This is a genomic window from Paraburkholderia sp. BR10937 (assembly GCF_040965695.1).
GTDB lineage: Bacteria > Pseudomonadota > Gammaproteobacteria > Burkholderiales > Burkholderiaceae > Paraburkholderia.
The window spans coordinates 71,314-84,773 of the sequence record NZ_JBFRCL010000037.1; the positions used below are offsets into that span (position 1 = coordinate 71,314).

Genomic DNA, 13,460 nt, shown 5'->3' on the forward strand with positions numbered 1-13,460 from the left:
CACGTGGCAGAATGCGGAAAACCCTTTAGAGAGTTTTACCCTCCAATGGTGGCCCGGCGGGGGGGAGGAGTTCACGCGGCGGAGCGAATGGACTGAGTATTGAGCTTCACCAATGCTGACGGGTGAAGCCTATGCCAGTTGGTGTCGAGATCGCAAAAAAAATCTTTCAGGTACACCACGTGGACGAAGAGACCGGCGAAATCGTCAACAAGCCGATCAAACGGGCGGAGTTTCTCGCGTACTTCGCAAACCGCGCAATCGAGCAGATGAAGAAGCGCCGGCCACTGAACGTCGTGATCGTTGCACTGGCGGACAAGATGGCCCGTACCATTTGGGCCATCCTCGCACATGGTTGTTCCTATCGGAGTGGATATGTGAGCGCCAGGCCAGTTTGAGCGATTTTCGAACGCACATGAAATCAGCTCTGTAGTCGGAGGATGGGACGTCAAAAGGTTGCGCTGGCACTTGAGAGTGATGGCAAAACATGTCGGACCGGGACTCGCCAAACCTGAATGTCCTTTCGGGCTAAAAGCCCGCGACGAAAATGAGGCGCGAGTCAGCGGAATCCATAGGGGCCCGCAGTGAAACACTAGCTGCAAAGGCCAGATATAAAGCTGCAGCCGTTCCTGTTACGTCAGAACACTCAAAGCCCTTCGCAAAAGGGCGGCGTCCATATAAAGGACATGGCCAAGCCAATACTCGACGACGAACTGTGGGCACTCATCGAACCGCTGCTGCCCCCTCTCAAACCACGGCGAACCCGTTATCCGGGGCGCAAGCCGCTCGACAATCGTGCGGTGCTCACCGGCATTCTCTTCGTCTTACAGACAGGCCTGCGTTGGGACCTGCTACCTCGAGAGATGGGGTGCGGCAGCGGCATGCGTTGCTGGCGGCGCCTACGTGACTGGCAAGCCGCTGGCGTGTGGGAGCATTTGCACGAGGTGCTGCTTGGGCGATTGCGCGCAGCCGAGCAAATCGACTGGCCTCGCGTCATCGTCGATTCCTGTTCAATCCGCGCTGTGGGCTCAGGTCAAAAACAGGACCAAATCCCACAGACCGCGCGCGACCCGGTTCAAAGCACCATCCCATCACCGAAGCGCAGGGTATCCCGCTCGCGGTGATTCTGACCGTCGCGAACCGCAATGACGTCACTCAACTTCAAGCGCTGGTCGAGGCATTTCCGGCCAAGCATGGCAGACCATATCAAAGCCTCGGTTCGTTCAGGGCGACAGAGGCTACGACCACGACAAATATCGACGTCCACTGCATGCTGCCGGCATTGCAACCGAAATCGCTCGACGTGGTCTGCCTACATAGTAGTGGGCTAGGCAAAACACGCTGGGTTGTTGAGCGGACCATCTCGCGGCTTCACAACTTCCGCCGACCGCGCATCCGCTTCGAACAGCTCGCTTCCATCCACAAGGCTTTCCGCTGCTGCATCATATGTTGGCGACACCAGCAAAAGTCATTCTGTTAACACCGCTTATTGCGCCAACGGCGGATGGAATACCGGTGGCCGTGATCACCTATTTCGGCTTTTCCTTAAGTTCCCTAACCTAACCGCCCTTGCCAACGTAAGCTCGCTTTTGGCACAAATCGCGACTCATAAATGTGCTTGATGCATCCAAAAAAAATAGCGACTTATACGGAACGAACCCGCGCTGTTACGATTCGTACATCGTTGCCACGGGGCTAGGTGCGAGCGCGGAGTTGGACGCCGTCCAAGCGAATTGCATTGCCACAGGGTTTGCGCTGGTCGCACACGGCGATCTGTCGAATCCAGCTGCGCGGAGTTGTCGCGGCCCGTGACAAGCTAGTTCAGCGCGCCTCCGATGCCTTTTTTGTTCGCGAGCTTGGAGCTCGAGAGCGTGATGCGGCGGCCGCGCTGGATTGCCACTGTCCGTGTGTCCTCGCAAGGATGGCCCTGTCTACTTCGAACCGGTCAAAGTGTGCTAGGGCGGTCTCGCAATAGCAGTCGCCATCTGCGTCGTAGGGCGGCTCCGTGTAGCGACGGTCAGGATATTTGACCACCTCGTTCACCGAGCTGGTGGTCGGAATCGGCTCAGCAGCTCGGCTGCCTCAACTGCATCGTGATGATGAGGCGGATGGGCGCGCTGTTCCATGGTCTGCCAAGGCCTCTTGACGTCGCTGTTCATCGCCACGCCGTTCGTTCTTCTGCAATGTGGCGGCCATGGCCTGCCGTGCAACTGATTGCTACCCACCGTTGCATGCGTAGCGATCGTGTTTCCCCTCATGCGGTCCTGCTGAAGTTTGACGACGACTTGCGAACAAAGCGGCAGCTGTCCACAACGTAAATGCGCTGTGCGTGTTGATTCAACTGCCGGCAAATCCACATAGACTGTTAACCTAACAAGAACAAACCGTATGGCTTTACGTCGCATCGCAACCGCATTACTGCTGGCTGGATTGATTACCGCCCATACCGCGCAGGCAGATGTGATGCTCAATTTCGTCGATGCCGGCATCGATCAGGTCGCCAAGGCGGTCGGCGCGGCGACAGGGAAGACGATCATTGTTGACCCGCGCGTCGAAGGGCGGCTGAATCTCGTCTCTGAGCACCCTGTTTCCGAGGATCAAGCATTGAAAACTCTGCAGTCTGCGCTGCGAATGCAGGGTTTCTCGCTGGTGCAGGATCACGGTGTGCTCAAGGTCGTGCCCGAAGCGGACGCGAAAGTGGAGGGTGTGCCGACGTACATTGGAAATGCGCCTTCGGCACACGGCGATCAGGTCGTCACCCAGATCTTTCGCCTCAGGAACGAATCGGCGAACAACCTCCTGCCAGTGCTGCGTCCGCTCATCTCGCCGAGCAATATGGTTGCGGCCTATCCATCGAATAATACGATCGTCGTCACGGACTACGCTGATAACGTCCGCCGCATTGCGCAGATCATCGCGGGCGTCGATTCTGCGGCCGGCCAGCAAGTGCAGGTAGTGGAACTGAAGAACGCGAATGCGACCGACGTTGCGACGCAGATGACCAAGATGCTCGACCTTGGGTCGATCGGCAATACGGATGCGACGCTGAAAGTCTTGGTGCAGGCCGATCCGCGCACGAATTCGCTAATGCTGCGAGCGTCGAACGCAGTGCGCCTCGCGGGGGCGAAGTCGCTGGCGAAGCAGCTTGATGCGGCAACCGGGCGGCCCGGTAACATCCACGTTGTGCAACTGCGGGGCGCGGATGCCGGGCGTCTTGCGAAGACGCTGCGCGGCATGCTCGGCAAGGGCGGCAATGATTTGATGTCCACAGGGGGCGGTGGTGCCGCGAACTCGTTCAACCAAGGAAACATGGACTCGTCGGCGGGCACGCCGGGCCAGCCCCCACTGCCAGGCGGATCCTTGGGCGGTTCGTCATTCTCGTCGATGGGAAGCAATGGACTTGCAGGCGGCGGCAACAACGGCGGTCAAGGTAACAACGCGGCGTTTCTTGGCGAAAAGGAAGGCGGTGACAGTGAAGAGAACCAGCCCGGCGGGATGATCCAGGCCGATCCGGAGACGAATTCGTTGATCATTACCGCGTCGGACGCCGTCTACGGCAATCTGCGCAGCGTGATCGATCAGCTTGACGTCCGCCGCGCGCAAATATATATCGAGGCGTTAATCGTCGAACTGTCGGCGACGACAAACGCGAACCTCGGCATCCAGTGGCAGGGTGCGCTGCTTTCGAATGGTGGAAACAACGGTCTCTACGGCAGCTCCAACTTCAATTCCAACGGCAGCCAGGGCATCGTGAACCTGACTGCGCAGGGGGCGATCATCGCGAACGCCCCCGCCGCAGCGCTCGCGACGAAGGGCGCGGACCTGCTGAACAACGGCCTGAACGTAGGCCTGCTGCACCGCTTCGGCGACGTGTTCGGTCTCGGGGGGCTGTTGCAGGCGCTGTCGCAGTCGAGCGACGCGAACGTCCTATCGACACCTAACCTCATCGCGCTCAATAACGAAGAGGCGAAGATCGTCGTTGGCTCGAACGTGCCTGTAGTGACGGGTTCATACGCCACGCCGACCGCGAATGCCGCAACGTCCGTGACCGCATTCAACACGTTCGATCGACAGGATGTCGGGATCGTGTTGCACGTGAAGCCGCAGATCACCGACGGTGGCATCATAAAGCTGCAAATCTATGCCGAAGCTTCGTCCGTCGATTCGGCATCGACGAACAATCAGGGCGGCGTGACAATCAACAAGCGCTCGGTGCAGTCGACGGTGCTGGCCGATGATGGCGAGATCATCGTGCTCGGCGGCCTGATAAAAGATGGGTACGCGAACGGCAACAGCAAGGTGCCGCTGCTAGGCGACGTGCCGTGGATCGGCCAGCTGTTCCGTTCGGAGCAGAAGAGCCGCGAAAAGACGAATCTGATGATATTCCTGCGTCCGGTCATCATCGACGATCGGGATAAGGCGCAGGCTGTCACGTCGAACCGCTACGACTATATTCAAGGTGTGCAGGGCGCGTATCGTCAGGACAACAACCTGATGAAGGACGACGACGACCCGGTCGTGCCGCAGAAGCCGGTAGGCCCAAGTCAGGGCGGGTCAGCCCTGAATCTATTCGATCTCGACAAGATGCGTCGCCAGTAGATCGATGTCTTGGTTTTCATGTTGGGATGCCCCCCTATGCGGTTCATCAAGCGTTAAGGGCTGACTTGTGTTCGGAAAAGGTCCCGTCGCATGGCGAACAGGACGTCGTAGCGTCGCCGTGCCAGTGAAATGAGCGCTTGGTTTTGTCGCTTGGACTGCTGGACTTTGCGTGCGTAGAGAGGGCCGTAAGATAGGTCTCTAAGGCCACGAGGGTCGATAGAAGCAAGTCGCCGAGCCAGTTCTTTCGTCATGCGCGGCCAGCCGTACTCACCCTTGACCTGCGCATGGATCGCGCGGATGTTGGCCAGCAAGGCATCGTCGCTGATTTGTACCGGGCTGTGCCTCTCCCGGCCCGCTGCAGCCCGCTGACGCCGCTGGTGATACCCGCTCGGGCTGACCTCCAGCAACTCGCACAGCAGCGACGCCGGCCAGCGCTTGTGCTCCCGTTCGATAAAGGCGTACTTCACGTCGATTCTTTCGCAAAGTACGCTGCCGCCTTTTTTAGAATGTCGCGCTCCATCTTCAGTCGCGCATTCTCCGCACGCAGTCGAGCCAGTTCCATCTGCTCCTCGGTTACCGGCTTCGTACCCGGGCCGACCAGCGTTCCTTTTCGGTCCGCCTGCACCCAGTTCGAGATCGTCTGGCTCGACACCCCCAGAATCGCCGACACCGCTGCCAGGCTCTGGCCGGCCTTCACCAGCCGCACCGCCTCCAGCTTGAATTCCAGGGTGTACCGCGCACGCTTCAATTGGCTCATCTTCGTTTCTCCTTGCTGCAGTTTAAACCTCAGCAAGGGATACGTTTTTCAGGGGCAAGCTCAAAGCGCCATGCGTGGGGGAAGGTCGATACGCGACCAGAGGTCGACGTAGAAGCTACCGTCAGGAGAAAACTCGATGTGATGATTGGCCGGTTCTGGCGTAAGTGATGTCAGCCCCCTTTCCGTCGAAGCCAATTCGGTAGGCATGAACGAAATAAGGGTCCTCGCCGACATTCATTCCGCTTGCTTCAAACCAAATTTCCCTTCTGACTGGATCGATGTGGTCCACCGCGCGGACAATCCAGTCACCTTTGGTGATTTGGTTTTTTAAAACACCGGTACGGCCATTAAAGAGGTACAGATGTTCAAATCCATCGCGTTCGGATGCCCAGATAATTTCCTCTCCATCATTAACATTGTAGCGAAAGTATTTTCCGGAATCTATTTGGTTATTTCTTAAATCTGTATAATCGACGAACGTGGAGCTGACCTCATCGATCAAAGAGCGCGTACGGCCGGTGGCGGCCTCCACCTCGATTACTCGGTAGAGCTGATGGCCGCGTTGGTTGTACTCAAATGTAAAGCCTTCCCCATCCTTCCGCCAATTAATTTTGGAAAGGTCAAAAGGATTCGGGAACAAAGCATTGTCGATATTGATCATGCGCTTGTTGACTATGTCGAATAGTACCGGTTGCGGTCGCGGAAGAATATCTCCCGCTTTGGCATACTCTATTGGCTCATACTTGGCTTGATGGTTTGTTGCTGAGGAATTGACAAGCACGATTTGACGCGGTTGGCCGAGGGCGACACGGTAACCTGCGAGGTGATTGGAGTCAGGGGACCACTTTAGGGATGAGAAGACGTAATTGTTCGCTTCTGTCCCGTCCCAACTTAACGGTACATTTACGGATCCGTCCTTACTCATTAGAAAGACGTTGGAGTTTTTGATATATGCTTTCCACTTGCCGTCCGGTGAATCGATTGTGATTCGACTATCGCTTGCAGCCGTTGGCGTGAAGTCGTTATGAAATGGCAAGATTTCGCCCTGAGAGATCCTAGTGCAGATGTAGCTTGAAAGATCACAACTCCACTGAACGGAACCAATGGAGAACAGCAACTGGTTGCCGTCTTGTCCGATTTCGAAGCGGTCAAAGGGCAGCGAATTGCCTCGGAAATTCGAGGAGGCCGCCCTATTTAATGCTTCGGCAAGGCGGCCATGATCGAAAGCTGGTTGCTTCTTCCCAGTTTTGATATTGAGTTTAATGAACTGGCGCTCACCATGTGTCGTCCGTCGGTAGGCAAGGGTCTCGGGCGAAAGCCAGAAAGGGGGGTCTCGACGAAATTGACAATTTTATCCGAGTATTGATAACGAACTGTGAGAGCCCGCTGAAAGTCTGAGGGGGTAAGAGGAAAGGGGGGGTATGGTTCCGTTCCCCTGGTTGTCAGCAGCCGATAGCAACGTGCAGTAGGAAATTAGAAGCAGAAAGATGGTGACAATTTTTTGCATGGATGTTTGGCCTTGACTATGTATAGGTGTATCGGTTACGTCGTCGGCTTACCTTGAGGCAATTTTTATGCCATCAGTGAATGCGAGTGGGTATGATCAGTGTCCGCTGAGCGCAAGCGAGGTTCCAGCGACCGGTGAGATTAACTGACTGTAGTGAGGTGAAGACCTTCGATAATCAGTGAAATACAAAGCAAACTGGCGGCACGTGGAACGGAGTCGCATTTGTTCGACACTGGCCTTTGTCATCTCGTCCTTGCCTCCCATGTTGTCGAGGAAGTTACAAACAGCAGGGCCCCTTCGCTCCACCAGCGTTACCCGGTTTCACGGCTACTACGGGCCCATCCGCCACCCTCTCGCCTTCGGTCCACTTCCCGGGTTCGCCGGTTATAGAACCTACCTTGCTCCGGCGATTTCGCGCCGGGGCGAGGAGGGCTTCTCCAGTTGCTCAGCATGTCCTTGTCTTCGTGCCGTCGCTTCCACCCCGCCGAAGTGGAATAGCCGTATCGGTCAGAATTCCGCTACCCATGCTGCCTTCACCCTCACGGTTGCGGGCTCGGCCCTCGGAGCTTTTCATTTTCGAGGCCACATCTACGTTCACTTTTGTTACGGCCCGATGACTCGCGCATTCCCCTAGGAAATGCCTGTCGATAGGCTTCAGAGGCTTGGTTTCCCCCCACCCTGCTATCCAAGCTACGGGGCCTCTGACTTCTAGCGAAGTCAGCTTGATAGATCGAGCAACAGAGTAAAGCTTGGACGAATGACGTCGAAAGGTTGCGTTGGCAATCGAGCGTGATGACAAGACTGGTCGGACCGTGACTCGCTGAACTTGAAGCATAATTCGAGCGTTGAGCTCGTGCGACAAATGAGGGACGAGTCAGCGGATTTCATCGGGGCCCGCAGCGAATGAGGCTGGCCGCGATGTCGATCGGGTTCTCGTTGCGAAACGTGTCGAATTAACACACAAGAAAAACTGGCGCATCGGGGGCGTTCATATAAATTATGTTGGTCGGCGTGTCCGACGAAGTCGTCGCGACGGTGGCACCGAAGATCGACGCGTTCAAGGCGAAGCTGCCGGGCGGCTACCGGGTCGAAACCAGCGGCCTATTCGAGGAAAGCGCGATCTCCCGGACGTCGGTCTTTGCGGTGGTGCCGGTCATGATCGTGCTGATGTTCACGAGCATGATGGTGCTGCTGGTGTGCTTCCGGCGTCTGGCCATGGAGGTTGCGGTGATGCCGCTGGGCCTGATCGGCGTGGTGCTCAGCGCTGCTGGTGTTCAACCGGCCGCTCGGTATCGTCGCGATTCTGGGCATTCTGGCGTTGATCGGCACGAAGGGGCTGATCGACGTATGCCCATGCCCGCGTCCCCGCACCGCTCACGTGGTTCGCCATGGTGCTGGCCTCGCTGATCGGGCTATGAGTGCTGTATCTGCACATCCCGGTTGGCACGCTGCTCGACGCGCTCGCGCCCGGGGCGCTGTGGCCTGTCCTGGCTGGCGCGGCGCTTGCCATCGGCTGGGATCGATGGAGGAGGAAAGTGCCTCGCGCACCGGTAGGAGATGTGGGCGTGATCCTGCGCGAACTCCAGCGGGGCGCAGCGGCGGTGGCGCGATTCGCGCAATGCGCGGATACCTTCGTGCGGGAATGGTCCGTGTCGTGTCTGACGCTGCTGCTGGTTGCGCTGCTGTCCGGATGCTGCCGTGCAACCAGAGGCCTTTGGGACGCGAAAACCAAGCAGAAGGTCGGTTCCAGCCAGATCCACCAGTTGGTGCTTCACATTGACCTGTTCTCGCAGCGGATGCCGGAGCAGATTCTTCTCCACTAAACGTACCGTTGACCTCGTCTGAATCTCGCTAGGATTCGCGAGGCGACAGGTCAATGTCCTTGAAATTGCACCAAGACGGCTCCCACCGGGAAGCCGCCGCTGCCGGACGCTCAGCTTGTTCAGGACCGTCGAACGACAACGAACCTACAACGCAACGCGGTCGGCTGAGTGCATTCATAGTAGTCAAGGTCGCGAAGGCCAGATTTCCGGCGCCATAAGCCTTGATCTACCCTTAGACTTGGTAGCGGAGACCTAGGCATGTACCGTAGATTCACATGTCCGCCTTTGGCAAGTTCGTAGGAGCACTGGACTGACGCCGATTGCACAACACCGTCATTATCAAGCTGCGGTGGATCAAACGTGGCTGAGGTGAATTCCTTGATATTGCCGTCGTCCGGTCCTCTCGCAAAACCCGTCCATTCCCCCTCGTTATCGCTGGTTGTTGCAGTGTACACGTTCCGCGCAATTTTGATGACGGCGGGCGTCGGGCAGCTTTCGTATGTTTCAGCAGCAGCGCAATACGATGCGCTGAGCGCAAGGGTAACAAGAAAGAGATTTCTCATCTTCGGCTTTATTCCTCAATTTTGCAATGGCAGTGGGCTAAATTATCTGAGCATCTGGCAATGCATTTAACGAAAATTAAAATGCAAGCCATTGCAGTTTAGATGATGTCTAATTCCGCCTTTTTAGAACTTCGATTGCGTGATCGCCTGAAATCGAGCACATAGTTTATACCGTAATAGCGCTAACCATAACAAATAAAATTTATGCGAGAGTCAATGTCGTTGATGGGTATGGCAGATCCATGTTTTCGAGGCGTTAAGGCATGGAATGCCAAAGCCCTGTAGTTTCCACCCCTCGGCTATCCTCGAAGCACCGCAGAGAGATAGCGAGCAAGCGCATAATACCGGATTGGCGAACGGCGGTAGGAGTTTGAGCCGACGATATTGCGGGCAAAGGATTCGAGAAAAAATGACGAAGATAACCCGGCGCATGCCCTCAATGGCGTTCGGCGCGAATGCGGCCACTCGCAATGGCCTTCCGCATATCGTGAAGGCCCCTGACCACGATTCAGCCGAATAGCGATCATAAGTGTAGAAGTTATGAGGTGGCGGATCTTTATGCCTTGGTGGAGTAAGGAAATCGGGCTGGGGATGCTTCCCTGAGCTATCGCGTCCGCTTGCGTCGTCGAGATGCAGATAGGTCAACGTGGTCAGCCAGCGCGGGACGGCCGAGTCCTTGGCCGACTGGTCTGAATGTGCGATTTCTTACGCGGACATCGTTCGCGCCAAACCCCGTATGACATCACTTAAAAGTGTCGTGCCGGGGACCGTCGGACGCTGCGGCAACGACCCGGAGTACGTCACCTTCGAGCCTTGCCTTCCACGAAACGATACGACGGAGGTCACGGGAAAGCGGGTTAGATTTTCCCAACCAGGCGCTCGATGCCCTGTATGATCTCGCGCCGTATTTCGGGTGGAACACTTTTATCAAATCCGATCTGATCGCGTAGCGCTTCAGCACGCTCTCTCGGGCGGGAGGCTGGTATTCCACGCCGCCGCAATCGCCGTTAGCGCGCTCTGATATTCCTCCAGTGTTGGATGATCGGATACCTCATCCTGAAGCATTTGCGCGAGAGCGCCAGGAGATTTTCTGCTCCGGCGGCAGTTCATTCCGATCGAGAACGATAGCGTCGGGTTCCCTGACTGAACCGCTCCCCGTCGCAATGCATCCAGGTCGCCAACGCCCAGTTTGCGGGCACGCGACGATTTTTTCTGCTGGCTGGCTTTGCCCATGTTTCTGCCCCTTCGCTGCGTTCTGAATCCGAAAATTATCGCGGCCAACTGGTTGCTCAAGACTGGCACAGGTGTGACGGCTTTGCCGGATTTTTTGCGCTACACTGGCCAGCCCATTCGAGATCCGGAATTCGGCATGGCGACCATCGAAAGTACCGCGTATCCGAGGTTTCCCAAGGTTTTTTCACCGGAGGAATTGCAAGCGTTCTATTCGCCGGACGTCGAAGAGCTCGAGTGGGTGCGCCGCAACGCGCGTGGCCAGTCCTCGAGACTGGGCCTGCTGGTTTTGCTGAAGGCCTTTCAGCAGATGCACTACTTTCCCTTCGTTGACGCCATTCCCCCCGCTGTCATCGAGCACATCCGGGCGAGCGCGAACATAGGCGCCGAGGCCGCATTCGGCTACAACAGGGCAAGGTCGCCCGTCTTGTTTCGTCACTATGCGGCAATCCGGGAATTTCTCTGCATCCAGCCCTATTACAACTCCGATACCAAAGGTGCAATACGAAGGCGGCTTACCGATTGCTTTCAAATCCGAAAGCTTGTGAGCAGGATATCGTGCGCGGGCACTTTGAAGCTACGCGAAGCTTCGAACGCTACGCCTCTTACACGATATCTCCTCAAACTTGCCCAGCTTGGCGGATATGGATCGAGCCAGTGCCCCGCCGCCCGGAAACACCGCGATCTGGAGAGGTTTGCGAAGACTCATCGATATACAACTCGGCTTTGAACTCTCAAAAAATCATGGGTTACCGCAAGTTTAATGGACCGCATACCGCCTTTCTTCCATGCCGCTGTCACGACGCGACGCGGGGCGTGTCTCCAATCGCCCTACGCGCCCCTACGCCGCGACCTGCATCGTCGTCATACCGCTCTCAGCGCACTTAGCGCTTGCAGTATCTGGATTGTTCGCCCTTTGTCGCGACGTCGATATACGACGTCGCCTGAAAAGGGCGGACACTGACCGCCATCGACACCTAGGCCCCGCCAGAAAAAACTCGTTGTTTGCGGGGCTCACTTCGCGCCGGGGAACGGGCCTCTGCCATCATGAGCCTGATCCGTTCGGGACAACTGAACAGGCACGATCCGCTCGCCTATCTGAAGGATGTGCTCGCGCGCCTGCCCACATATCTCGCGACTGACATCGACGACTTGCTGCCTCACCGATGGGAACCTTCCGCCAGCGCTCTATAGATTCCGCGCGCGCCGGGCAAGGTGACTTCACCGGTTGCTTACATCACAAGGCAGGCGTCGATATTGGAGCCAGAACCAGAGCGTGCGCTTGCATCCATGACCCTGTCAGGCCACGCGCTCGCGTCTAACGTGCAGAAAACTGCCGCCTCATGATCTCCGTCATCCGCTCGATATGCATTAGCAATTCGGGCACCGCCGTCGCCTCCCAAAAGCGTCTTCTAAGCGCGGGGCCAATATAAAAGAGTGACGGATTCGTGCAGCCATTGACTCGGACTACGCGGTAAGACTCATCAACACACAACCCCGCCCAGTCAAATTTTGCAATCCCGTCGCGCCGTAACTGATCAAAAAGAGAATCGCACCCGTGTGCTATAGGCCGATGTAGGCGATCTGCATGCGGTACTGTATCTGACGCCGCAGCTGAATGAGCGGGAGCCATCCCGGCACCCGTGCAATTGACGAAATACGATGCGCGTACAACGCGCGAGCCCGTTGCTGCGCGCGGGCGAATAGCCAGCAGCAGCCCGTCGCCATGTGCGCTGATTGTCTCGATTCGCCCACTCATAAGCGAGAGGCGGCCACTCATCCTGAGTGACGCGACGAGCGCTGCCGTGGAAGGTGGCTGTCGGTGACGATGTGTTTCCCAGTAAGGCGCAATATGACGCACGAAAGCGCGCCGGTCGGCCTCAGACCAGTTTGACCAGATCTGCGGTACCGCAGGACGCAGGCTATCGATCACCTCGCGCCAGTCACCGCCTCTCGCGCGATGTTCAGCAATGACTTTGCGTACGGCGGTGAGGCAATGCCTAGGGCCAGCAGTCAGTTGATCGAGAAGCGCCCGCCGCGCTTGTGGCTGAAGTTTCGGCAGTGACCGGCGGTGGTGTTGGGGCAACAAACCACGGCGGGACATAAGAGTGAAGCACAACTTTTCGCTGCGCCGATGCAGCGCGTAAACAACGTCGAGTGCCGTCAGACCAGACCCGTACATGAAGAACTGGCTGTCATCCGGCACGGCCCGCAGTTTAACTGCGTCCCAGGGATTCGCGAGGAAACGTTGATCGAGTGAAGCGCCACCGGTCGCTGCTACAGTGATGGAGGGGCGGCCATAGCTGTGGCCCGTCGCAAGGACGACGTGATCGGCAGAAATCTCCACACCCGTGTGCAAGTAAACCTTCGTTCGGCCATCCTCTTCGGGCGCCAGCGCAACGGCGTATCCGTCGTGTTGAGAAAACTGATGCTTCCCCGACTTTCCTACTGCCTGTTTTAGCCGATGTGCAAGATAGTCACCGTACCATGCGCGTGGCAGGAAATCATCGGGTTCCGCAGGCCGGCCCCGCAGTCGGCAATAATCGACAAAGCCGTTCCCGTTGTCCCGCTCAACACTGAGGGCCCGTGCGGGTGCGTTCAGGAGCCAACCTTCCTCGTCCGACCGATAAGCAATGCCGCGCGAAACGCTATAGCTGGCATCGACCAGTGCGATCGACAGGGGCTTTGCGGTTTGATCCGATAGTAGCCATGTGGCGGTCATCGTCCCGCAAAAGCCGGCACCCACTATCACGATCGATACAGTCATTGCCACGGTTCCAATGGTTGTTCGTATCCGCTCGCGCAGAAAATTTATTTTGACGTTCACATGAATATTCGTGCCGATAGCGTCGCTTGCTGACCTTACCCCTGTTTGACGTATCCCATAGCCGAGGGAATTCAGGCGGCTCGCTGGGCAGCGAGCCAGTTCTTCTCGAACGTCATAGGGCTGACGTAATCGAGCGTCGAGTGTAGCCGATGGGCAT

The 13,460-nt window shown here is 57.1% G+C and carries 9 protein-coding genes and 5 pseudogenes; 9 read left to right on the plus strand and 5 right to left on the minus strand.

The window, feature by feature from the left end:
• Nucleotides 1-131: 131 nt before the first annotated feature.
• The 4 genes and pseudogenes from AB4Y44_RS27345 to gspD all read left to right on the plus strand — a co-directional run.
• Nucleotides 132-257: pseudogene (locus AB4Y44_RS27345) on the plus strand (IS110 family transposase); the annotation flags it as partial.
• Between the two features lie 6 nt (nt 258-263).
• A pseudogene (locus AB4Y44_RS27350) lies at nt 264-395 on the plus strand (IS110 family transposase); the annotation flags it as partial.
• A 288-nt stretch (nt 396-683) separates the two neighbouring features.
• Nucleotides 684-1,477 (plus strand): annotated as a pseudogene (locus AB4Y44_RS27355) (IS5 family transposase).
• A gap of 908 nt (nt 1,478-2,385) precedes the next feature.
• Complete coding sequence (gene gspD, locus AB4Y44_RS27360) at nt 2,386-4,596, plus strand: type II secretion system secretin GspD (RefSeq protein WP_368619614.1); 2,211 nt, start codon at nt 2,386-2,388, stop codon at nt 4,594-4,596.
• A gap of 236 nt (nt 4,597-4,832) precedes the next feature.
• Here the strand turns inward: gspD and AB4Y44_RS27365 are convergent.
• A pseudogene (locus tag AB4Y44_RS27365) lies at nt 4,833-5,353 on the minus strand (transposase); the annotation flags it as partial.
• Between the two features lie 121 nt (nt 5,354-5,474).
• Nucleotides 5,475-6,389: a DPP IV N-terminal domain-containing protein gene (locus AB4Y44_RS27370; protein WP_368619613.1), complete on the minus strand. Its 915-nt coding sequence runs from the start codon at nt 6,387-6,389 to the stop codon at nt 5,475-5,477.
• 1,482 nt (nt 6,390-7,871) lie between these two features.
• Here AB4Y44_RS27370 and AB4Y44_RS27375 point away from each other — a divergent pair.
• Both AB4Y44_RS27375 and AB4Y44_RS27380 read left to right on the plus strand, forming a co-directional pair.
• Complete coding sequence (locus tag AB4Y44_RS27375; RefSeq protein ID WP_141710968.1) at nt 7,872-8,267, plus strand: efflux RND transporter permease subunit; 396 nt, start codon at nt 7,872-7,874, stop codon at nt 8,265-8,267.
• 11 nt (nt 8,268-8,278) lie between these two features.
• A complete protein-coding gene (locus tag AB4Y44_RS27380) occupies nt 8,279-8,683 on the plus strand; it encodes a hypothetical protein (RefSeq protein WP_368619612.1) in 405 nt (134 codons plus the stop codon).
• A gap of 119 nt (nt 8,684-8,802) precedes the next feature.
• On the opposite strand, the gene AB4Y44_RS27385 is transcribed toward AB4Y44_RS27380, so the two are convergent.
• Nucleotides 8,803-9,138 (minus strand): DUF3757 domain-containing protein, encoded by a 336-nt coding sequence (locus AB4Y44_RS27385; RefSeq protein ID WP_368619640.1) that lies wholly within the window; start codon nt 9,136-9,138, stop codon nt 8,803-8,805.
• On the opposite strand from AB4Y44_RS27385, the gene AB4Y44_RS27390 reads away from it, so the two are divergent.
• The gene (locus AB4Y44_RS27390; protein WP_256095114.1) at nt 9,044-9,316 is read left to right on the plus strand and encodes a hypothetical protein; all 273 of its coding nucleotides are present in this window, start codon (nt 9,044-9,046) and stop codon (nt 9,314-9,316) included. The two genes, AB4Y44_RS27385 and AB4Y44_RS27390, sit on opposite strands and share 95 nt — an antisense overlap.
• 884 nt (nt 9,317-10,200) lie before the next feature.
• Here AB4Y44_RS27390 and AB4Y44_RS27395 read toward each other — a convergent pair.
• Entirely contained in the window at nt 10,201-10,479 is a 279-nt protein-coding gene (locus AB4Y44_RS27395) for a hypothetical protein (RefSeq protein ID WP_141710967.1), read from the minus strand.
• A gap of 136 nt (nt 10,480-10,615) precedes the next feature.
• Between AB4Y44_RS27395 and AB4Y44_RS27400 the strand changes: the two genes are divergently transcribed.
• Both AB4Y44_RS27400 and AB4Y44_RS27405 read left to right on the plus strand, forming a co-directional pair.
• Nucleotides 10,616-11,206, plus strand: coding sequence for a DUF4158 domain-containing protein (locus AB4Y44_RS27400; protein ID WP_368685908.1), 591 nt, complete (start codon nt 10,616-10,618; stop codon nt 11,204-11,206).
• 259 nt (nt 11,207-11,465) lie between these two features.
• Nucleotides 11,466-11,670, plus strand: a pseudogene (locus AB4Y44_RS27405) (transposase domain-containing protein); the annotation flags it as partial.
• A 124-nt stretch (nt 11,671-11,794) separates the two neighbouring features.
• On the opposite strand, the gene AB4Y44_RS27410 reads toward AB4Y44_RS27405, so the two are convergent.
• Nucleotides 11,795-13,460 (minus strand): FAD/NAD(P)-binding protein (locus AB4Y44_RS27410; RefSeq protein ID WP_368619611.1); only part of this gene is annotated, 1,666 nt, incomplete at its 5' end.

Excerpts from the sequence above, each read along its gene's own strand:
- gspD (WP_368619614.1), top strand. The coding sequence starts at position 2,386 with ATGGCTTTACGTCGCATCGCAACCGCATTACTGCTGGCTGGATTGATT.
- AB4Y44_RS27395 (WP_141710967.1), bottom strand. The coding sequence starts at position 10,479 with ATGGGCAAAGCCAGCCAGCAGAAAAAATCGTCGCGTGCCCGCAAACTG.
- AB4Y44_RS27400 (WP_368685908.1), top strand. The coding sequence starts at position 10,616 with ATGGCGACCATCGAAAGTACCGCGTATCCGAGGTTTCCCAAGGTTTTT.